Consider the following 20082-nt stretch of genomic DNA (forward strand, 5'->3'; position numbering starts at 1 on the left):
AAAGCCCGGGACGGTCCTTCATTCCCTTCACCTATTTGGATGTTCGCTTGGATCCGGGGGCGATCTTTTCCCAACCCGTCCCGAAGGATCAGAACGGTTTCATCTATGTCATTGAAGGAAAAGCAAAGACCGGAAACACCATGGAACCTTCTTATGTAAAGGCGGGTTATTTGGGGGTGTTGGGGGAAGGTGATTCGATCGAAGTGCGGAACAATGAAAAAGACCCGCTTCACTTCCTTTTTGCCGCGGCCCAAAAGATCAATGAGCCGGTGGCCCGGGGCGGGCCTTTCGTGATGAACACCGTCGGAGAGCTCAAACAGGCCTTCTACGATTACCAGACCGGGAACCTGGGGAAATAAGGGCCGCTCTCAGGCCTTCTCCAACCGGCGCGCCAAGGCTTGAGGATCACGGACGGTGATCTTGCCGCGGGCCCCGGCGACCAGCCCCTCTTTTTCCAGGGCCGAGAAGGTCCGGATGCAGGTCTCCACCGTCGTGCCCGTCATCTCCGCGATCTCCCGCCGGGTCAGGGGGATCGTATTGCCGAATTCCGACACCAAGTCCGCCAGGACATGGAGGATCCTCTTCTCCACGCTTTCCTGGTCGAACGTATGCATGTCCTTGGAATGCCGCAACCGCTTGGAAAGTTCCATCACCACCGCCTTGGCCATCTCGGGGAACCGTCCCATGAGGTCCTGGAAATCCTTCATGGGGAAGGAGACCACCGTCAGGTCCGTTTCCGCCACCGCGTGGCAGGGGTATTCCCCTCCCCCGAAACAACAACAGGTCCCGAAGAGACTATGGGGGCCCATCATGCAGAGCGCCAGGTCCCGTCCCGTCGCGGTGTGGACCAGCGCCTTGGCATGGCCCTCCTTGACGAACCAGACGTTCTGCGCCGGATCCCCCTCCAGGAAGATGGAATCACCTTTCGCGAACCTGCGTTCCACCATTTTTCGTTCGATCTCGGGAAGGATCCCCTGGGGGACCTGCTTGAAAATGTCCAAGGTCGCGAGGAATGCCCGCGGTGTCCCGAACGGCCTGCCCGGAATGGATGGCTTGATGGGTTGCATGGGCGCTCCTTGCCGGTCCATTGGAAGGGACCGGCACCGTTACCTTAGGCAAAGGAAGGGTCCCGGAATATGACGAAGCTCATAGGGAAAAAACCGGCGGTCGGGAAAGGCCTTTTCCGTGGACCTGACGGGTGTAAATTTGGGCGAAATTCGGCTTCACTGCCCGGGCTCATGGAGGATCGGCCATTAGAATGCGAGGATATCTTTTAGGGGACGGATATGTCCAAGTCCGAACTTATGAAAAATTTTTTCAGCGAACAACACCGCAAGTGGAAAAGCCACGCCTATGCCTTGATCCACTTCACCTGTAAAAATGCGCCTTTTGTTTCACCCTACGGGAAATGGACGGGAACCGGCACGAAACGGAAGGACCAGGTCCCCGCCCCACCCTACCGGCCCAAGCGCGACTAGGTCCAAAGTATTCCCTTAACCCGGCCCTAACCAAAATAAAAGTCCTGCCTGCGGCCAGAAGGCCGCCGCCAGGGTCCCCGCGCAAAGGAAAGGCCCGAAGGCAAAGGCCGACTTCAAGGTGAGGCGGCCCCTGGACAAAAGGATCATCACCGCCAGGGAGCTCAAAAGGGATCCCAAGAAAAGACCGTCGATCGCCCTCTCCCAACCCAGGACCGAACCAAAGACGGCCATCAACTTCACATCCCCGCCCCCCAGGTTCTCCCGTTTGAAAAAAAGGTATCCGATCACGCTCAAGCCCCACAGGACGCCACCTCCGACCAGGAATCCCCAAAGGGATCCCCGGTACTGAGCCCCGACCGTCCCTTCAAAAGCCGGGTTGAACGGGGCCAAGAGGAGGCAAAGGGCCCCAAAAGGAAGGAGGATCCTGTCCGGGAGGGTGAGGGTCCTCAGGTCGATGACCGAAAGGAGGACCGAGACCAGCAGCAGGGCCAGCATCCAAGCAAGACGGACCGGTTCGTTCCCGAACCGCCAGAGGGCCGACACGAAAAGGAAAGCGGTCAGGAGTTCCACGGCCGGATATTGCCACGAGATCCCCTTCCCGCAATGGCGGCATTTTCCGCCGAGCAAAAGATAGCTCAGGACCGGGATATTATCGTACCAAGCGATGGCCCTCTTGCAGCGTGGGCAGTGGGAGGGGGGATGGACGATGGATCTTCCGGCGGGGATCCGGAGGATGCAGACGTTCAGGAAGCTCCCGAAAGCGGACCCCAGGATGAAGAACGCGGGTATCGACACGAGCGAGTCCGAATGCGGCAAGGAAGGATCCCTTAGGTTCGATGACGACGAAGGAATCATAACACAGGGAAGGACCCTAGGCTTTGATCTCCAGAAGAAGGGGCCACCAGGTCTCCACCCGGGTCCCTTCTTGGGGGCCGCTGGACATGACCACCCGCCCCCCATGGTTCTCCAGGGCCTGCCGGACGATGGAAAGCCCAAGCCCCGTCCCGAATTTTTCGACCGCTTTGGCGTTGGTGGCGCGGAAGAATTGTTGGAAAAGCTTTTTTTGTTGCTTGGCGGGGACGCCGATCCCTTCATCCTGGACGCTGAGGACCAGCCAATCCCCTTCCGGTTTGAACTCGACGACAACATGGCTCTTCCCTTCCGGCGTATATTTCACCGCGTTGGAAAGGAGGTTATCGAGCACCTTTCCGAAGGCCTCCGGGTCGGCCAACAACCGGGTCCCCGGGTCGCCATGCAATTGGAACTCGATCCCCTTGGGGCGTGCCAGCGGTTCCAGGGCCTGGACTTTCCGGAGGGCCGCCTCATAGACATCGATCCATTCTTTGCGGAGCGGGACCTCGGCGGCCTCGGTCCGGGTCAACCAGGCCAGGTCCTCGATCAGTTGTAAAAGGACCCATACCCTTTTTTTCGCGGACTGGATGGCGGCCTGGGCGCCTTCGGCCTCCGCGGGCAAGGCGGTCTCGACCGAGGTCAGGTCGAAATCCATCTCGACCACCGGGTTCTTCAGCTGGGCGACCACTTGTTTCAGGAATTGGGATTTGAAGTTGTTCATCTGACGCAAGGCCTCGTTGGCGGTCTTCAATTTTTCCCCCGTGGTTTCCAGTTCGGTTTGCTTCAAGGCCAGGTCCCCTGAAAGCCGGGACAAAAAATACCAAAGACCCATGACCGCCAGGGAATAGGCGGCTAGGACCGCCGGACGGCCATGGAGGGGAAGGACCGGTCCTTCCGACCAAAGACCGGGCTCCGGACCGTGGATCGTCTCCAAAAGGAAAAGGAGCCAAGGGAGGGCCAGGGCGGCCGAGGCATAGGCCAGGCTCTCCCACTGGCTGAAAAGGATGGCGCTGATGGCCAAATGGAACAGGTAAAGGAAGAAGAGGGGGTTCCCTGTGCCGCCGCTCAAAGCCAACATCACCGTTAAAAGGACAAGGTCCCCGGCCATTTGCCCGTGGAGCAAGTGCCACGCGGCCTCCACCTCCGTGCCGGGCGCCTTCCTCCAACGCTCCACCATCCAGAGGTAGAGGCCGTTCAAGGCCCCTAAAAGCAGGAGACAGATTCCCAGTTGGCCATAAGGAATGTTCAAGGACAGGAAGCCGGGCGCCACCAAAAGGAGCACGGACCCGCCAGCCACCGCCCCCCAGCGTAGGCGAATGAGCCAGGGAAGGCGGACCTGGAAAAGTTCATGGTCGAAAGGGATCAAGGGACACTCCGGGATTTGGTCCCCAAATCATCGCCCGGCCCCACCTCCGAAATTATGACCCAAGTCATCGAAGATGACCCCTTGGAAAAGAACCGACCCACCCCGACTTTGATGGGTTGACCCGGCGGCCGGGCTTTATGGGCTCCCTCATGGAAATCAGGGAGGGACTTTCCTAATCTTGGGACAGGAAGAAAAAAATATCAGGAGGTGCCCTATGGCGCTGATCAAATACGACCCGGCGGAAGGAAGGACCCTATGGCGGCCTTTTGCCCTGGATAAGAACATCCAGCAGATGTTCGACCGATTCTTGGATCTCCCCAAGGACTGGGAGTTCCCGTTGAAAGGCGGCGAGCAATTCCCGACCGTGGATATTTCGGAGACCCCCCAGGAATACACCCTGCGGGCCGAGATCCCGGGAATGCAGAAGGAGGACACCAGGATCTCGGTGAACAACAATGTGCTGACGATCTCGGGCGAAAAACGGTCCGAGGCAAAGCACGAGGACAAGAAATACCACCGCGTGGAAAGCTACTACGGTTCCTTCCAGCGCAGCTTCGTCCTACCCGACTCGATCAAGGCCGACAAGGTCGCCGCCGCCTATAAGGATGGCATTTTGACCGTGACAGTGCCCAAATCCGAGGCGGCCAAGGAAAGGACGGTGGAGATCAAGGTAACTTGAACCGCCGGACTTGTGTTGGGACCTTTGGGTCCCGTAAACTTTTGTGGCCCCGGGTGCTTCCCGGGGCCTTTTTTATTGTCCGGCAAAGGAACTCGGCTTGCCCATCACCATTCCCCACCATCATGAGAGACATTCCCTTTCCCTTCTGGCCTTAAGGGATTTCGTCGTGGGCATGTCGGACGGCTTGACCGTACCCTTCGCCCTTTCCGCCGGACTTTCCGGGGCGGTCTCCAACAACTCCATCATTTTGGTGGCGGGGTTGGCCGAGATCATCGCCGGGACCATCTCCATGGGACTGGGGGGCTACCTGGCTGGCCAGACCGAGATCGAACATTACGAAGGCGAACAACGTCGTGAGGAACTGGAGGTCAAGCGCATCCCCCAGGAGGAAAAGGACGAGATCAAGAACATCCTGGAAACCTATGGCATCAGCCCATCCACCCAGGAAGCGGTCACCGAGGACCTGGCCCGGGACCATCAAAAATGGGTCGATTTCATGATGCGTTTCGAGCTGGGCCTGGAAAAACCCGATCCAAGGCAGGCCTTCCTGAGCGCCTTACGAATCGGACTTTCCTATGCCGTCGGCGGGCTTATTCCTCTTTCCGCCTATTTCTTTTGCCACACCCCGGACTCGGGGCTCCGTTACTCCACTTTGATCACCGTGGCCTGCCTTATGGTCTTCGGCTTTTATAAAGCCCGTTTCACCGGACAGAATCCTTGGAAAGGCGCCCTGATGGTGACCCTGATCGGGCTGCTCGCCGCCGGGGCCGCTTATGGGATCGCGAGAATGATCACTTCATGAAACTCCCCAAGAACATCCCAAAGACCGTCCTTTTGTTGGGCGCGGCCAGTTTTTTTACCGACGTTTCCAGCGAGGGCATTTATTCGATCCTGCCCCTTTTCCTGACCCAGGTCCTCGGGGCGGGCCCCTTGGCTTTGGGCGTCATTGAGGGTGTGGCCGAGACCACCTCCTCCCTTCTCAAGGTCTTCTCGGGTATCTGGACCGACCGGCTACGCCAACGAAAACCCCTGATCCTCTGGGGATACGGCCTTTCGACCTTCGCACGGCCCTTCATCGGAGCGGCCCTTTCCTGGCCCTGGGTCCTCTTCCTGAGGTTCCTGGACCGGATGGGAAAAGGCGTCCGCTCCTCGCCGCGGGACGCGCTCATCACCGATGTCACGACGGACAGGAACCGGGGCACCGCCTTTGGGCTTCATGGTTCCATGGACCATGCCGGCGCCCTTTTGGGGCCGCTCTTGGTCAGCCTCATCCTGACCCTGGGACATCTTTCCCTGAGAACGATCATTTATCTTTCCATCGTCCCGGGTTTGATCGCCTGGCTGACCCTTTGGGTGGTCCCCGAGAAGAAGAAAAAGAGCGGGACCAAATCCGTTGAAAGACCCGATCTCCTCAAGGGTTGGTCCCTGATGGACCCCCGCTTCAAGACCCTGTTGCTGGCCATGTTCTTTTTCGGATTGGGCAACTCCACCGATGCCTTCCTGATCATCCAGCTCTCCAAACTCGGCGTTCCCATGAACTTGAACCCCCTGATCTGGGGACTTTTCAGCGGCGTCATGATGGTGACCTCTTATTGGGGCGGGAAACTTTCCGACCGCTTCGGGCGAAAACCCCTGATCCTGGCGGGGTGGGCCTTCTACGCCTTGGTCTATTTCGCCTTCGCCCATGTCCAGGATCCTTGGTGGTTCACCTTCATCTTTCTGGCATACGGGACCTTCTACGGACTGTGCGAACCTTCCCAAAAGGCCTTTGTGGGCGACATGGCGAAAAAGACCCTCCGGGGCACCGCCTTCGGGCTTTTCAACCTGACTGCGGGACTGGCCGCCCTTCCGGCCAGCCTGATCTTCGGTTTCGTGGGCCAAAAATGGGGATATTCCACCGCCTTCACACTGGGGGCCTGCTTCGCCTTGGCCGCTTCCCTGATCCTTCTCTGGATCCCATCCCGGAAATGATCCTCTGCCGCTTTCCTTGAATATCCTGCCCACGGGTTTATGAGTCCTATCATGTCGGTGTCCGCTGGCGCTCCCTAGGATGGTCGTGGGCCCCGAACCAGGGCAGGGAGGAAAACATGGACCCGATCTCTTCTTTTACCTTATTGGACCTGAACCAGGTCCACCGGGAATTCGAGGCCCTGTTCTTCCAGCACCAATCCGCGCTTCTCGAAAGGAACCCCCAGGAAGCCCAGCGGCTGATCCTGGAATACGAACGGGTCCTATTGCTCCACACCCAGGAGGAAGAGGAGATCCTCCTCCCCGTCTACCGGGAAAAGGGCGATCTTCTTCGGGGTGGGGATCCGGACCTTTTCCTGGCCGAACACAAAAAATTAAGGGAATGGTTGAGCCGCCTGAAGATAAGGGTCCACCGGCTTTGCAACTTCGACCCGGGAACGAAAGCCCTTCTCGCCCTTCTGGACGATGAAGCCTATTTCAAGAAGTATATGGAACACCACACCTTGCGGGAGGACAGGATCCTTTATCCCGAGCTGGAACGGGTCGTTCCCGAGGGGCAAAAACCGCACCTGTTGAGGTTATTATCGGTCTCATTGAGGGACATGGCCGACCCCTGACCACGACGAACTGGACCCACGACGCCAGGGACGGGACCCCCTACAATGGAGCGGGAGGAACCCCGTGACTGACCATGGTTCGGACACCCTCAAGACCATTCCCCGTTCCGCGGCCTATGCCCTGATCGGCACGGTCATGGGGATCGGATCGCCTGCCGGCGCCATCCTATTGCGTTGGGCCTTCGGCCATGAGGGCCACGACCTTCTCCCCTTCTTCGTCCAGGAATGGGCCGATCACGGGTTCTTCTTTTACTACATGCTGGCGGGGACCTGTCTGGCCTTCGGGCTCTTCGGGTACTTCCTTGGGAAAAGAACGGACCTGCTCCTTTCCCGGAACATCACCCTGTCCAACGAGGTCCTGACCGATTCGCTGACCGGACTGGGCAATCATCGTTTTCTTCACGATGTTTTCAAGATCGAGTTCCGCCGCCACTTGGCCACGCGCCAGCCTATTTCCTGCATCATGATGGACCTGGACCATTTCAAGCGGATCAACGACACCTATGGTCATCCTTTCGGCGATTACGTTTTGAAGCATTTCGCCGGCTTGGTAAGGCGGTCGATACGCCAGGGGGACACGGCCAGCCGTTACGGCGGAGAGGAATTCCTCTGCATCCTTCCCAATTGCGACATGGAGGAAGCCCGGGCAGTGGCCGAAAGGATCCGAAAAGAGACCGAGAACTTCCCTTTTCTCCACAACAAGAGACCCGTTCGGGTCACCGTCAGCGCCGGGACCGTGACCGGTTACCGCCGGTCGGGGGCTAATTATCGCAACCTGATCGTCCTGGCCGATCAGGCCCTTTATAAGGCGAAACACCGGGGTCGTAACAAGGTGGTCCAGATATCCCTCAGCGGGACCAAGTCCAGGCCCAGATCGAAGTGAAAAGGATCGAGTGGACCATTTCCAGGATCCCGAGGCGCATCATGGGGGTGTCGGGCTTTCCCCAGGCCAGGCCGGCTAAGGCCCTGAGGGCGGCGTAAAGAGGGGCCGCCATGAGGATGAGTTTCCCGCCACAGGTGTCCCCTAAGGCTTCCACCCAAAGGGCATACAACAGGATCACCCACCATCCTTGCGAAAGGCGGTCCGCTGGAAGGGATCGGCGGCCCCTGCGGGAATCTTCCAGCCACTTCTGGCGGATCTTCACGCCGGCCAGGCTCAGCAGGAAATAACCGCCGAAAAATCCCCAAAGCCAGAAGGCCCAAAAAAGATCGTGGGAAGGACCGCAAAGATAAAGCACGGGTGTGGCCAAGGTCAAAGCTGAAAAGCCGAGGACTTCAGCCAACGGGAAACGAAGGTTCCGGTTCCAGGCGATCAGGAGCGTCAGCACCAAGCCTAAGGGAACACCGAACCGACCGGCCATCCGAAGGGAAAGGGCCGGGGCCCAGGCCACGAACCCCCAGATCCCGGCCAAGGCGGACAACCCCAACAGGGCCAGAAAAATCCGCGCCCGATAAGTCCGGGCGGGATCCACATTCCGGTATTGTCGGTAGATGTTCCAAGGACCCCGGAGGGAAAAAGCGGTCAACCAAAGGATCGAAACGGCCAAGGCCGCCCAGGAGAAGCGCCCCAGGCCGATCCAACCCGCGGCCAAGCCGATGAAAAGCCCGTTCCACGCACCATGTTCTTTGGGAAGCATGGGCCATTTTACCCGGAAATCGTGGCTGAGCCCCAGACGGAACCATCCAGTACGGTCCGGCGTCTATAATAGGGCGCGGTTAAATCCTGTCCGGAGGATCCAATGATCAAACGGTCCATCGCATCGTGGAGCCTGGCCTTAGCCGGTTTTTTGGTCCTGGCGTTCTGGGAAGGTTGTGGCCCTCCCCCCAAACCCATCCCACCCGCCTTCAGCCTTTATGGTTACAAGGGCATGGCGGTGGTCCCTTTCATCAATCAAAGTTCCGATCCGGAGCTGGCCTCCGCCCTCGCGGAGGAAATGACCGACGAAGTGGCGGGACTGAACGCCCTTCCGATCGTCCAGGCCTCCCAGGTCGCGGCCTTCTTGCGCTCCCAAAAAGCCACGCCCTCGGATCTCTTGACCAACGACGGCCTGCGCAGGGCCCTCCAGACCCGCTTCAAATGTGACCTGTTGATGATGGGGACCGCCCTGGCTTACTCGGAAGTCCTTAAGGACGAGGCGCCGGTCCGTAAATCCCTGGATAACGGACGGGCCGAATGGGGGTTCACGACCCGCCGGAAGGCCATCGTGGACGCCTCCTTCAAGATCTTGGACCCGGCCACGGGGAACCTGCTCTGGTCCCAGAAAAACCAGGGTTACAGCTGGCGCAACACCTGGAACCCCCTGCCCATCCCCGGGGAGATCGCCATCCCCTCGGAGATCGATCGATTCATCCATCTGGCCGATCTGGTCCGGCACCGGGTCACGAAGGACGGGGACGAGGAACCCCTGGCCGTGACCGAGAACGACCACAACACCCTCATTTATCCGAAAAGCCAGGCTTTCCGGGACCTCCGGCAGAACGCCGTCCATCAGACCGTTTACGATATCGCGGAGGATTTTCGCGGCCACCGGGGATGGGTCCCGAACGGTTCCAATCCCTAAAGCACAAAAACAAAAAAGGCCCGCCCCATGAAGGGCGGGCCTTTTTTGTCTCGCTCCTGGCCTAATCCTGTTCGCCGAACTTCGTCTGGAATAGTTGCTGGATCTCGGCGCAGGCGTCCTTTGCGTCGTCCCCCTTGAAGACGATGGTCAACTCGGCCCCGTAGCTGGCGGCCAGGGTCATCAGGTTCAACAGACTTTTCCCATCCACTTCCCCCACCGGCCCCTTGACCAGGATACGGCACTTGAATTTACAGGAAGTCTTCACCAACTGGGCGGCGGCCCGCAAATGCAGCCCCAGCCGATTCAGGATCTTGACCTTCTTCGTGATCTCCATCAAAACCTCCTCCAACCCAACGGATATCGTGCGAAAAGGGAAATCTTGGCCGACCCTGAAAGGATCCAGCCGCCCCAAGCGTTGATATTTCGTGTGGGCTTATTTTATCGCCAAGGAGGAAGTGGCCTTTTGTTAAATCTTCATGACGGGAAGCCGGGATTCCCATGGGTTAAACGGGCCCAAACGCCTTGGCCTGAAAAATGCGTGGTCAGGACCGCGGAAGGAATTCCCGACAGGTCGGGTTCCGGAGGAACTTTTCGCTGAACTCTTCCAATTCATTCATCTTGGCGAAAGCCCTTCGGATGATGACCTCGGGGTCGAAACCGACCTGATCCCCATAGGGCTTCAACTTTCGGATCTCGGAGACCGCCAGCTTCACGAAGACCCTCCACCAGATCTTGAGGAACCAGGTCTTCAAGGGGCCGCTACGCGCCAGGAGGGTCTGGACCCCCAATTTGGTCCCGGCGATGTGGCGGGATTCATCCTTGAGCTGCAACCGGATCACTTCTTTTCCGACCGGATCGATGGCGGGTATTTCCAAGGTCCTCTGGAAGATGGCCCCGGCCAGGGTTTCGGTGAAGAAGGTCCCCAGGATCCACCGTTCCACCGGCAAGGGCCCGGAGGTGGCCAGCCAGACCAACGGGTCGAAGGCCTTTTGTTTGGACGGCGGCGAATCGAGTTTGTTCAGGTAGCGGCGGAAAACGAAAAGGTGCTTGGCTTCATCACTGCATTGGGTCGAATAATAGGTGACCATCTCCGGGTTCTTGAACATGTGCGCGGCCCGGTTCATGAGCCGCTGGATGATCTCCAGGCCCTGCCACTCCCCCTCATAGAAATAATGCAGGATATTGACCCATCCATCCTTGACCTGCCCCAATTCGATGGGTTTGTCCCACTGGATGGCGGTCTCGGGGTCCCAATTGGCGGCGAAAGCCATTCGGGAAAGGCCGTCCCAATTCTTCGCCGACGGCTTGTCAAAGGCTTTGAGATCCTCGGGAACGTTCATTTCAGGGGCCACGGTTGCGTCCATGATTTCTCCTAGGGTCGCCTTGCGGTCAAGGAATGAGCTTCTTCAGGAATTCCACCCGAACGTGGCCGATATCGGGCATCAACAAGAGGGTCAGGATCACGAAAAGGACGACCGGAATGATGAAGGCCCAGACCACCAATGGGCCTTCCAGGCGCAGGCCCATGTATTGGGCCAGGACCAGGGCCGCCATGACCGTCGCGATACCGAAGAGGATGAGGTTGTGCCATAGGACGGGCAGGACCAGGAACTTCGTGCCGACCGATAACAGGACCAGAACGACCAAAGAACCGAAAATGACGCCATGGGATACGGCAGGTTTGGAGCTCATCATCCCCCCTCAAGGTCCAAGAATGATCTGCAGGACAGGGGGAGCATAGGGAAAAGGAGTGGGGCGGCTATATGACGAACATCATATTGCCGGGGACGGATCAGTCCTGGGAGGACTTCCGGATCCAGAGATAAAGGGCCGAACCCAGGATCGCGGGCAAGGGCAGGATGACCCAGACAGCCAGAAGGAGGCTCCGGCCGTAGGGGGTGGCATCCACGCAACGGGGGCAGGCCCATAGGGTCCAAGGGGTCAGGTAAAAAAGGACCCCGAGGACCAGGGGCAGGATCCCGCGGAACCTGATCATAGGTACACCAGGACGAAAAGAATGGGCCACAAGGCCACCACGAAGAACCAGTAGATGCGGCAAAGTTCCACTCCCAGGGAACGCTGGGCGTCATAACGGCCCCGCTGGGCCCGCGCCCAGACCCACACAAGGGCGACCAACCCGCCTAGCACATGGACCGCATGGGTCCCTACCAGGCAATAAAAGAACCCGCCGAAGATGCTGCCATGCACCGTCAACCCGAAGCGGAGCAACTTGACCCATTCCATCCCTTGGATGCCGAGGAAGAGCGTTCCCAGGACCATGGTCCAGGTGAGCAGCTTCTTGAATTGGTTTTGGTCGGAGGACCTCAGGGCGGGCAACGCCAGGAAAAAAGTGAGGCCGCTCACCAAAAGGACCAGGGTGTTCAGGGCCGTGATGGGAATGGGCAACCGGGGTTGGTCGGGGGGAGGCCAGGCAACGGGACCGAAACGGAAGACCGAGAAAGAACTGATGAGTCCGCCGAAGAACATGATCTCCATGGCGATGAAGAGCATCAACGCGACACGGCCCGGTTCCAACCGGTGCATCGGCGAAGCTCCGGCCGCCGGGGTGGCCGGGCCGGTCATCGGCCCGCCCATCTCAAAAGACCTTTTTCAGGAAATCGATGGAATAGTGGCAGACGTCGGGGGTGAAAAGGACCACGAGGATGCCGAAAAGCACGCAAGGGATCACCAGGGTCCAGTAAATGAGCTTTCCTTCCATCTTCAGGCCCATGTATTGGAAAAAAACCAGGGACGCCATCACGACGGCCACGGCGAAAATGGCCAAGTTGTTCATCATGATCGGCAAGTGAAGGAAGAAGATCCCGACCGAACAAAGGACCAGGACCACCAAGGAGGTGAAGATCGCCGAATGATTGGCGCTCGCTGTATTGCTTTGCATGGAACTCCTCCGTTTTCTCAGGCTAAAAGGTAAAGCATCGGGAACAGGAATATCCAGACCACCTCGACGAAAGACCAATAGATCCCCGTGATGGCCACCCGGCCCTGGTAGGGCCCCAGGGTCCCCTTCAAGGCACGGGCAAAAAGCAACCAGAGGGCCACGAGCCCACCCACGATGTGGGTGGCGTGGATGCCCGTCATCAGGAAATAAAAGGACCAGAACCCATGGCTCCAGGGGAATTCGCCTTCGGCGAATTCGTGGGTGTACTCATAGGCCTTGACGCCCAGGAAGGCCACACCCATCAGCATGGTCAGGGCCAGGAACTTCTTGACCGCCTCCGGTTTGCTTTCAGAGACGGCCGTCGCCGCCTTCATCATGAAAAAATTGCTGATAAGAAGAAGGATGGAATTGAGGGTGCCTGCGTAAAGGTTCAAATGCCGGGCTTCCTCGGCCCACTCCGGATGGATCATCCGCATCAGGATGAAGGACCCGAAAAGACCGGCGAACAGCACGATCTCGGAGGAGATCAGGGCCCAAATACCCAGTCGGCCGGCGGTCAACCCCTCAGGGGCCGAGTTGTTGCCGCAAGGGCCCTCGTTCAAGGCCATGGTCGCGCTCTTGTCCATTGTCAGGCTCCTTCCAGGGGAATATTGCTCGCCTGGGGTTTCCAATCCTTCGACTCACCCGGCTTGCTGTATTCATAAGGGTCGCTGGTCACGATCGGCAACGCCGGCCCCCAGTTACCGTGGGGAGGCGGTGATTCGGCCAACCATTCCAGGGTGTTCGACTCCCAAGGGTTACGTTCGGCTTTTTTCCCGTGGACGATACTGGTGACCAGGTTCCAGAGGAAGATCACCTGGGTGGCGATCAAGCAGGTCGCTGAAACAGTGGCGAATATGTTCCAACCGTCGAATTGGTGGTATTGCGGATAGAAGGAGGGATCGGCGATACGGCGGATCATTCCGCCGATGCCGACGCGGAAAAGGGGCCAGAAGGTCCCGTTGAAGAACAGGAAGGTCCCCGCCAAGTGAAGGAGGCCCAACTTCTCGTTCAATTTACGGCCATAGATCTTGGGGAACCAATAGTAGGTCCCCGCGAAACCGCCGAAAAAGACCGACGGGAAAAGGGTGTAATGGAAGTGGGCCACTACGAAGTAGGTACCATGCAGGTAAATGTCGGCCGCGGCGGACCCCAGGAAGATCCCGGTAAGACCGCCGATCAGGAAGGTCGCCAGAAACCCCAACATCCAAAGCATGGGTAGTTCCAAACGGATGGAACCATGCCGGAGCGTCGCCAACATGCAGAAGATGATGATGGCGAAGGGAATAGAAATGAGGATCGTCGTGATCGAAAAAGGTGTGGCCAAGAGCGGGTTCAGGCCCGACATGAACATATGGTGGGCCCAAACGATGAAAGAGAGGAGGATGGCCGCCACGGTGGACTGGAGGATCAACTTATAACCAAAGATCGGCTTCCGGGTGAAGGTGGCCAGGATATCCAGCCCCATCCCCAACGCTGGGAAGAAAAGGACGTAGACCTCCGGGTGCCCGAAGAACCAGAAAAGGTGCTCCCAGAGCATGGGCTCGCCCCCTTGGGCCGGAAGGAAGAACCCGGTGTCGAACGTATTGTCCATCAGGAGCATGAAGGCACCGGCAATGAGCGGCCCGGCCGAGAAGAAGAAGGTGATGGCCGCGGCCAAGAGGAACCAGACCGTCATGGGAAGCCGGTTGTAGGTCATGCCCGGCGCCCGCAACGTGATGACCGTGACCAGGTAGTTCAAGCCGCCCAAGCTGGAGGAGAACAAGGCCAGGGCCAAGGACAAAAGCCAAAGAATGGCGCCCATGTGCACTCCGGCGAATTCCGAGCTGGCCGACAAGGGAGGATAACCGACCCAACCACCCGCCACAGGCCCTCCCGGCACGAAGAGGGAGGCGATCAAAAGAACCGCGCCCGCGAAAGTGAGCCAGAAAGAAGCCATGTTGAGCTTGGGAAAAGCCATGTCCCGCGCCCCGATCATGAGGGGAATGAGGAAGTTGGAGGGGAACGCCCCCAGGAACGGCATCCCCACAAAGAAGATCATGATGGTCCCGTGCAGGGTGATGATGGCGTTGAATTTATCGGCCGAGACCAATCCGAAGAAAGGGGCGGGAACGTTGGGAAAAGCCACTTCCCAACGGATCAGGAAGGCCATGGCCCCGCCAAAGAGCGCCATGATGATGGAGAGAAGGAGGAACTGTTTCCCGATCATCTTGTGATCGGTGGAGAAGATGTAATGACTCAGGAAACTTTCCTTGTGGTGCTCTTGTCCCTGTTCGTGGGAATCGTGGCTCATTTAGCCCCTCCATGCTGTTCTTTATCTTTCGCCGACAACCAATCCTCGAAGGTCTTTTGATCATCCACCTGCAGGACCCCGGTCATCCGCGTATGCCCGATGCCGCACAATTCATCGCAGACGATATGGAAGGTCCCGGCTTGGGTCGTATCGAACCAGGCCTTGATGTGCCGTTGGGGCATGACGTCCTGTTTCAAACGGACCTCGGGAAGAAAAAAGTCGTGGATGACGTCGAGTGAGGTCAGGTCGATCCCGATCTTCTTGCCGACCGGGATATGGAGTTCACGATAGGAAGAGATATCGTCGGCGGTCCCCAGTTGACCGTCCGCGCCAGGATAAAAGAAGGTCCAGTCGAACTGCTTGGCCTGGACTCGGATGTTCATATCGGTGACGGGCATGTCGACCTTGACCAGATCCCAGGTCTTGGCTCCCAGGAAATCGAGGGTCAGGTCCAAAGCCAGGATGACCACGGAAAAGATCAAGATCCATTGGATCTGGACCAAGGTGCTCCCCGTCTCGTACTTGGCCGCTACGCCTTTGCGTTGGCGGTAACGGACGACCAGATAAACAAGATAACCCTCCATACCGATGAAGAAGGCTCCCGTGATCCAATAAATGAGCCGAAGCATATGGTCGATGTCCGGGGCGAAGGACGAGATGGCTTGGGGCAGGGCGTCAAGCATGAAGGAGTTTCCTTTCGATGTTTTGGCCAAAAGGGCCGTGCCTTGGGCTCGCAGACATGTCGGAACGTTTTGGGAACCGGGAAAGGCAGGGCGAAAACCGGCATATTTTAGGAGAAGGTTCACTAAAGAGCCACCCCAAAAATGGGGTTTTCCAAGCTCTTTAGCGTCCTTCTTCAGGCTTCGACCGGTCCGTTCCAGAAAAAGCCAGGGTTATGAGTTTTCTCATAGTTCCCCTTTGGTTTCACGGATAAATCTTTCCGTGACTCGATCGGAGGATTCCTTTGGACCAAACCTCTCTCCAATTCCCCATGGCCGAAGCAAAAAGGGTCACCCAGGACCTCTTTGAACCACACGCTTGGATCTATTGGATCGACTTCCTGTTCTTCGACCTGCTCGGATGGGTCGCTTTCGTCCGGGCCGCACGGTTCCCTTTTTTCTCGTTGGCCCAGATAAGCGCCTTTCTTTTGGCGGGATTCTCCCTCTACCGGGCGGTCATCTTTGTCCACGAATTGACCCATTTGAAAAAGGGGACATTCCGTCTTTTCCATGGGATCTGGAATGTCCTTTGCGGGTTCCCGCTGATGGTCCCTCCCTTCCTTTATATGGGCGTCCACATCGACCACCACAAGCAGAAATTCTATGGGACCCGGAACGATCACGAGTATTTCGATTTTGGCCTGGAGCGGCCCTATCGTATCCCGCTTTTCCTCCTGACCATGCTGCTGGCCCCCGCCATTTTTCTGGTCCGCTTCCTTTTTTTGACGCCCCTTTCCTACCTGGTCCAACCCCTTCGCAAACCCCTCTGGGAGTTGGCCTCTTCCTTGGCGGTCGGTTCCGGTTTCAAGCGTCCTTGGCCGGACCGTCACGAACAAAGGATCTGGTGGGTCCAGGAATTCATGACCTTTGCCTATGCCGCCACCGTTGTCTTCCTGATGGCGCGGGATATCCTTCCCTGGAAAGTCCTCGGCCTTTGGTATGCGGTGGCGGTCTTCATCCTTTTTACCAATGGCTTGCGCACCCTGGTGGCCCACTGCTACCTCAACCCTCCCGATCGGGAGATGACCTTCACCGAACAGTTCCTCGACTCCATCGACATTCCAGGCAACAACCTGATCACGCCGCTCTGGGCGCCGGTCGGCCTGCGTTTCCACGCGACCCATCATCTTTTCCCTGGAATGCCTTATCACTCCTTGGGAGAAGCGCATCGCCGTCTGATGCGGGACTTGCCGCTCGGCAATCCCTATCCTTGGGCCATGCGGAAAAGTTTATGGGCCGCTTTAAAGCGGCTTTGGAAGGAAGCTTCGAAGAATTCGAAGGCCCAAAGGATTTAGGCCCGAAAGGCTATTCGAGGACCTTCACCAAGTACATCAATCCAACTCCCGCCAGGATGGCCAGGAGTTGGGATAAAGCCTTGAGGGACCTCACATCCTTGTGCAGTTGGGGCACAAGGTCGGAACCGGCGATGTAAATGAACCCACCCGCCGTGAGCGGGATCAGGATCTGGATGAAGTTTCCTGACCGTTCCCCGACCCACCACGCCAAAAGGCCGCCCAAAAGGGCCGCCAAGGCCGTAAGAAAATTGAGGAAGAGGGCCCGCCAACGGCTGAACCCGGAACGGACCAGGATCCCGAAATTACTGAACTCATGGGGGATCTCGTGGAGGACCACCGCCAGGGTAGTGGCCAGCCCCATCTTCGTCCCGACCAGGTAGGATGCCCCGATGAGGAGGCCGTCGATGAGATTATGGGCCACATCCGCGAGGATATTGAGGTAACCATAGGGTTCAATGGCATGGTCCTCGTCCGAATGCTGATGCCGCCATTGGAGGAAATTCTCCAGTCCAAAGAACAAAAGGATCCCCAAAAGGACGCAAAAGGATGAGACGGTGGATCGCGATGGATCCTGGAAGGAATCCGGGATCAAATGCAGGAAACTGTCCCCAAAAAGGGCGCCTACCGCCAAGGCCACCAAGAAGAACACCAATCGATGGAAGGTCCGATGGCTCAAGGCCAATAGCGATATGCCGATCAGGGACAAAAGGCTCACGACCGTCACGCTGAGCAACATATAAAGGAAAGAAGATGACATGGGGTTACGGTAACCGTCGGCCCCGGGGGATTCAACTTAAAGTTGAACGCGGGGCCAGGTTCCCTATCCGAAAATAGGGAAGGTCAAGACCGCATCCAGGTCTTCCGGGCGTATTCCAGGTAGGTCCCATAGATCGAGAAGACCAGGGCATATCCGATGAGGAACCCCATCCGGAACCAACTCTGGGCTAGCCCGGTTTGGGGGACAAGGAATGGCCCCAGGAGGAAGAACAAATAGACCCACACCGACCGGAAACCAAGCCTTTCCCTATCTTCCACTTCCTTCTTTCCGGCGATCCAGGGGGCGATCTTGAGATAAAAGATGGAATGCAGGGCACCCGCGTAGATCAGTCCCAAAAGAGCGGCCTTCGGCTCCCAAAATTCCAATGGGGTGTGGGTCAATTCAAAAACAGCGAAAGCCGTAAGCCCAAAGAGAAGGACCCGGAAAAGGGTCTTTCGTTTTTGGATCCTTTCATCCAAGGCTTTTAGACCGTCGGTCTCTTTCCGCTTCACCATTCTCCACGCTCCTTGCAATGGGTCCCGGTCCATCCCGGGTACGTCTCGGCCAAAGGCAAAATAGGGCAATCCACACTTTTGTAGTTTTCGATCCCGATTCCTGGAAGCCGGTTGAGTTCGATCCCGTTCGCTTCTAGGATAACATCGTACGACACTTCGAAAGGATCCTTCGAAATGAAAAAGATCGAACTCATCATCCGTCCCGAGAAATTCCTGGACGTGAAAAAAGCATTGGACGAGGTCGGCTATTCGGGAATGACCGTCACCGAGGTCCAAGGGCACGGCATGCAGAAGGGGCTCACCCAGAAATGGCGGGGGATGACCTTCAAGTACGCGCTCCTTCCCAAGATGAAGATCGAGATCGTCGCCAAGGACAAGGCCGTCACCAACATCGTCAAGGTCATCATGGATACCGCCGGCACCGGCCGCGAAGGTGACGGAAAGATCTTCATCAGCAAGGTCGAGATGGCCTACCGGGTACGGACCCGGGAATCGGGGGAAAAGGCGATCACCTAAGGTCCCTCCCCCTTCTTGCTTCTTATCCAAGGCCCCTTTCCGGGGCCTTTTTTATTTCCCCCGCCCTTCACCCGAAGAAAACGAAGGTCACCAGGATGAAGACCGGCACCAGTACGGAAAGGGACCAGAGCAGGTAGCCCCCAAAGGACGGCATTTTGACCCCCATATATTCGGCGATGGCCTTCACCATGAAATTCGGCCCGTTACCGATGTAACTGTTGGCGCCCATCAGGACCGACCCACAGGAGATCGCTGCCAAAAGATGGGGGAATTTTTCAGCCAGTGTCCCCAAATGGTCGGCCGTCAGCCCGTTCTGGCCCGCCGCCAAGGTAGCGAAACTGAGATAGGTCGGCGCATTGTCCAGGAAACTGCTCAGGAACCCCGAGAACCAGAAATATTGCCAAGGATGGGCCAAGGCCAAGCTCTGGCCCTTGGCTTCCAAAAGGGCCAGGGTCGGGATCATGGACCCGAAGATCCCCAGGAAAAGGACCGCCACCTCCTGGATCGGCGCGAAGGAGAATTGGTTGTCGTAATGGATCTTGGGCGATGTCATGCGGTGCGAAAAGATCCCGATCCCCGTCATCATGAAGATCTGGAAGATCTTCGATATCTCCTGGGCCGCTTTCTCTCCTTGGCTCTCCCTCAAACCCGGATAGATCAGGTCCCCCGAGACGAGGATGGTCGCCAGGATGGCGAAAAGGAAGAACACGTTGGGCCATCCCTGGATATGGATCGTCCTTTCCGCGCCCTCGATCTCCCGGATCAGGTTGACCCGCATGTTCTTCTCTTCCTCATCGAAGATGCGGTCATCCAGGATATGGAAGATAAAAAGAAGGATCAGCAAGATGAGGGCCCAGACCGGGATCAACCGAAAGGTCCAGAAAAAAGGGACCCCGCGCAGGAATCCAAGGTAGAGGGGCGGATCGCCCAGGGGGGTCAGGACCCCCCCACAGTTGGAAACAATGAAAATGAAAAAGACCACGATATGGGTCTTGTGCTTGCGCAGGCGATTGGCCCGCAGTAAAGGCCGGATCAGGATCATGCTGGCCCCGGTGGTCCCCAGGAAACTGGCCAGGAACCCGCCCAAACCCAGGAACAACGTGTTGATATAAGGAAGACCGGCGAAGGCCCCCGAAATATGGATGCCACCCGAGACCGTGAAAAGGGCTCCGAGGAGGGAAAGAAAAGCGGCATATTCCAGGAAGGTCTCCCAGATCTTACCGTGGTCGCCCGTGGGGGCGACGTAGAGCCAGATGCCCGCCAGGGCACAAAGACCCGATAGGATCAGCTTGTTCCCAAGCTTCTCCCACCATTCATTGACCTTGGGGACGAAGGGAAGAACGGCGATGAAGAAAAGAAGGAGAAAAAAGGGCGAGCAATTGAGACCCGCCTTCCACTGCTCCATGCTTTGCCAGTAGCTCTGATTTTCCACCTTGGGGATTTCCTCGAACAAGGATTAATTGGGAAGGATTATGCGGCACGGAACGACGCTTCGACAACCTTCGCGCATCCGGTCGGATGCGGTTCG

26 protein-coding genes are annotated in these 20082 nt (G+C 57.7%); 10 read left to right on the forward strand and 16 right to left on the reverse strand.

Annotation, left to right across the window (positions count from 1 at the left end):
• Positions 1–359: pirin-like C-terminal cupin domain-containing protein (locus VHE12_02750; GenBank protein HVZ79703.1), on the forward strand; the 359-nt coding region annotated here is incomplete at its 5' end.
• A gap of 9 nt (positions 360–368) precedes the next feature.
• On the opposite strand, the gene VHE12_02755 is transcribed toward VHE12_02750, so the two are convergent.
• Entirely contained in the window at positions 369–1067 is a 699-nt protein-coding gene (locus tag VHE12_02755; GenBank protein ID HVZ79704.1) for a Crp/Fnr family transcriptional regulator, read from the reverse strand.
• Positions 1068–1286: 219 nt separating this feature from the next.
• Here VHE12_02755 and VHE12_02760 point away from each other — a divergent pair, with 219 nt between their 5' ends.
• Positions 1287–1478: a hypothetical protein gene (locus VHE12_02760; GenBank protein ID HVZ79705.1), complete on the forward strand. Its 192-nt coding sequence runs from the start codon at positions 1287–1289 to the stop codon at positions 1476–1478.
• A gap of 15 nt (positions 1479–1493) precedes the next feature.
• Here VHE12_02760 and VHE12_02765 read toward each other — a convergent pair whose 3' ends face one another.
• Positions 1494–2294 (reverse strand): prepilin peptidase, encoded by an 801-nt coding sequence (locus VHE12_02765; protein ID HVZ79706.1) that lies wholly within the window; start codon positions 2292–2294, stop codon positions 1494–1496.
• Between the two features lie 55 nt (positions 2295–2349).
• Complete coding sequence (locus VHE12_02770; GenBank protein ID HVZ79707.1) at positions 2350–3696, reverse strand: HAMP domain-containing sensor histidine kinase; 1347 nt, start codon at positions 3694–3696, stop codon at positions 2350–2352.
• Positions 3697–3910: 214 nt separating this feature from the next.
• On the opposite strand from VHE12_02770, the gene VHE12_02775 reads away from it, so the two are divergent.
• From VHE12_02775 to VHE12_02795, 5 genes are all read left to right on the forward strand, one after another.
• Positions 3911–4375 carry an Hsp20/alpha crystallin family protein gene (locus VHE12_02775; protein ID HVZ79708.1) on the forward strand — a complete coding sequence of 155 codons (465 nt, stop codon included), beginning with the start codon at positions 3911–3913 and terminating at the stop codon, positions 4373–4375.
• 97 nt (positions 4376–4472) lie between these two features.
• The gene (locus VHE12_02780) at positions 4473–5177 is read left to right on the forward strand and encodes a VIT1/CCC1 transporter family protein (protein HVZ79709.1); all 705 of its coding nucleotides are present in this window, start codon (positions 4473–4475) and stop codon (positions 5175–5177) included.
• Positions 5174–6346: an MFS transporter gene (locus tag VHE12_02785; protein ID HVZ79710.1), complete on the forward strand. Its 1173-nt coding sequence runs from the start codon at positions 5174–5176 to the stop codon at positions 6344–6346. The genes VHE12_02780 and VHE12_02785 overlap by 4 nt, the downstream gene beginning before the upstream one ends.
• Before the next feature lie 116 nt (positions 6347–6462).
• On the forward strand, positions 6463–6960 hold the full coding sequence (locus VHE12_02790) for a hemerythrin domain-containing protein (protein ID HVZ79711.1): 498 nt from the start codon (positions 6463–6465) through the stop codon (positions 6958–6960).
• A 64-nt stretch (positions 6961–7024) separates the two neighbouring features.
• Positions 7025–7843: a GGDEF domain-containing protein gene (locus VHE12_02795; GenBank protein ID HVZ79712.1), complete on the forward strand. Its 819-nt coding sequence runs from the start codon at positions 7025–7027 to the stop codon at positions 7841–7843.
• Here the strand turns inward: VHE12_02795 and VHE12_02800 are convergent.
• Positions 7809–8597: a YwiC-like family protein gene (locus VHE12_02800; GenBank protein ID HVZ79713.1), complete on the reverse strand. Its 789-nt coding sequence runs from the start codon at positions 8595–8597 to the stop codon at positions 7809–7811. The genes VHE12_02795 and VHE12_02800 overlap by 35 nt on opposite strands.
• A 102-nt stretch (positions 8598–8699) precedes the next feature.
• Here VHE12_02800 and VHE12_02805 point away from each other — a divergent pair, with 102 nt between their 5' ends.
• On the forward strand, positions 8700–9521 hold the full coding sequence (locus VHE12_02805) for a hypothetical protein (GenBank protein HVZ79714.1): 822 nt from the start codon (positions 8700–8702) through the stop codon (positions 9519–9521).
• Positions 9522–9582: 61 nt separating this feature from the next.
• Here VHE12_02805 and VHE12_02810 read toward each other — a convergent pair whose 3' ends face one another.
• The 9 genes from VHE12_02810 to VHE12_02850 form a co-directional block, all read right to left on the reverse strand.
• Positions 9583–9855, reverse strand: a complete 273-nt coding sequence (locus VHE12_02810; protein HVZ79715.1) for an HPr family phosphocarrier protein — start codon at positions 9853–9855, stop codon at positions 9583–9585.
• A 208-nt stretch (positions 9856–10063) separates the two neighbouring features.
• Positions 10064–10885: a ferritin-like domain-containing protein gene (locus tag VHE12_02815; protein HVZ79716.1), complete on the reverse strand. Its 822-nt coding sequence runs from the start codon at positions 10883–10885 to the stop codon at positions 10064–10066.
• Positions 10886–10910: 25 nt separating this feature from the next.
• Complete coding sequence (locus VHE12_02820; protein ID HVZ79717.1) at positions 10911–11213, reverse strand: hypothetical protein; 303 nt, start codon at positions 11211–11213, stop codon at positions 10911–10913.
• A 100-nt stretch (positions 11214–11313) separates the two neighbouring features.
• On the reverse strand, positions 11314–11517 hold the full coding sequence (locus VHE12_02825) for a hypothetical protein (GenBank protein ID HVZ79718.1): 204 nt from the start codon (positions 11515–11517) through the stop codon (positions 11314–11316).
• The gene (locus VHE12_02830) at positions 11514–12116 is read right to left on the reverse strand and encodes a heme-copper oxidase subunit III (protein ID HVZ79719.1); all 603 of its coding nucleotides are present in this window, start codon (positions 12114–12116) and stop codon (positions 11514–11516) included. Before VHE12_02830 ends, VHE12_02825 begins: the two co-directional genes overlap by 4 nt.
• Position 12117: 1 nt before the next feature.
• Positions 12118–12420, reverse strand: coding sequence for a hypothetical protein (locus tag VHE12_02835; protein HVZ79720.1), 303 nt, complete (start codon positions 12418–12420; stop codon positions 12118–12120).
• Between the two features lie 17 nt (positions 12421–12437).
• Positions 12438–13046 carry a cytochrome c oxidase subunit 3 gene (locus VHE12_02840; GenBank protein ID HVZ79721.1) on the reverse strand — a complete coding sequence of 203 codons (609 nt, stop codon included), beginning with the start codon at positions 13044–13046 and terminating at the stop codon, positions 12438–12440.
• Between the two features lie 2 nt (positions 13047–13048).
• The gene (locus VHE12_02845) at positions 13049–14752 is read right to left on the reverse strand and encodes a cbb3-type cytochrome c oxidase subunit I (protein HVZ79722.1); all 1704 of its coding nucleotides are present in this window, start codon (positions 14750–14752) and stop codon (positions 13049–13051) included.
• Positions 14749–15435, reverse strand: a complete 687-nt coding sequence (locus tag VHE12_02850; GenBank protein HVZ79723.1) for a cytochrome c oxidase subunit II — start codon at positions 15433–15435, stop codon at positions 14749–14751. Before VHE12_02850 ends, VHE12_02845 begins: the two co-directional genes overlap by 4 nt.
• Before the next feature lie 281 nt (positions 15436–15716).
• On the opposite strand from VHE12_02850, the gene VHE12_02855 reads away from it, so the two are divergent.
• On the forward strand, positions 15717–16766 hold the full coding sequence (locus VHE12_02855) for a fatty acid desaturase (GenBank protein HVZ79724.1): 1050 nt from the start codon (positions 15717–15719) through the stop codon (positions 16764–16766).
• A gap of 10 nt (positions 16767–16776) precedes the next feature.
• Here the strand turns inward: VHE12_02855 and VHE12_02860 are convergent, their stop codons facing one another.
• Together VHE12_02860 and VHE12_02865 are read right to left on the reverse strand one after the other, a co-directional pair.
• Positions 16777–17523 carry a ZIP family metal transporter gene (locus tag VHE12_02860; GenBank protein ID HVZ79725.1) on the reverse strand — a complete coding sequence of 249 codons (747 nt, stop codon included), beginning with the start codon at positions 17521–17523 and terminating at the stop codon, positions 16777–16779.
• A gap of 83 nt (positions 17524–17606) precedes the next feature.
• Positions 17607–18038, reverse strand: a complete 432-nt coding sequence (locus VHE12_02865) for a hypothetical protein (protein HVZ79726.1) — start codon at positions 18036–18038, stop codon at positions 17607–17609.
• Positions 18039–18212: 174 nt separating this feature from the next.
• Between VHE12_02865 and VHE12_02870 the strand changes: the two genes are divergently transcribed.
• Complete coding sequence (locus VHE12_02870; protein ID HVZ79727.1) at positions 18213–18554, forward strand: P-II family nitrogen regulator; 342 nt, start codon at positions 18213–18215, stop codon at positions 18552–18554.
• Between the two features lie 67 nt (positions 18555–18621).
• On the opposite strand, the gene VHE12_02875 is transcribed toward VHE12_02870, so the two are convergent.
• Positions 18622–20007 carry a sodium:proton antiporter gene (locus VHE12_02875; GenBank protein ID HVZ79728.1) on the reverse strand — a complete coding sequence of 462 codons (1386 nt, stop codon included), beginning with the start codon at positions 20005–20007 and terminating at the stop codon, positions 18622–18624.
• Positions 20008–20082: the final 75 nt, after the last annotated feature.

The sequence above is a fragment of the bacterium genome, from assembly GCA_035549195.1.
In the GTDB taxonomy this organism is placed as follows: domain Bacteria; phylum Oederibacteriota; class Muellerivitia; order Muellerivitales; family Muellerivitaceae; genus DASZRK01.